This is a genomic window from Bacillus sp. SIMBA_031, assembly GCF_046535225.1.
In the GTDB taxonomy this organism is placed as follows: domain Bacteria; phylum Bacillota; class Bacilli; order Bacillales; family Bacillaceae; genus Bacillus; species Bacillus velezensis.
Map to the genome: position 1 here is coordinate 1 of NZ_JAWRXC010000462.1, position 254 is coordinate 254.

The window sequence follows — 254 nt, forward strand, 5'->3', positions numbered from 1 at the left end:
ATTATTAATCACCTTCAGCTTAGTGTTTTATATAAATTGGGTGTTGATATTCAGGAGGGGCCCCTGAAAGGGGTTATAAGTAGAAATGCAACCCAAACCTATGGGGAGATATTATCCTATAAAGCTGTTTTTGGAAATGCTACATTGGTGATCTATTCATTTTCGCCGCCTTTTTTCGTTAAGATTCTATTTGATATCTCAAGACTTTTTAGCCGAACGATCCATCTTCAAAAGCAGACTTCAGATTTAGAACT

1 protein-coding gene is annotated in these 254 nt (G+C 36.2%); it reads left to right on the forward strand.

Translation table 11 applies throughout. The features are described 5' to 3' along the window. On the forward strand, window positions 1-254 hold a 254-nt coding region (locus SB724_RS21030; protein ID WP_410572914.1), incomplete at both ends, for a hypothetical protein.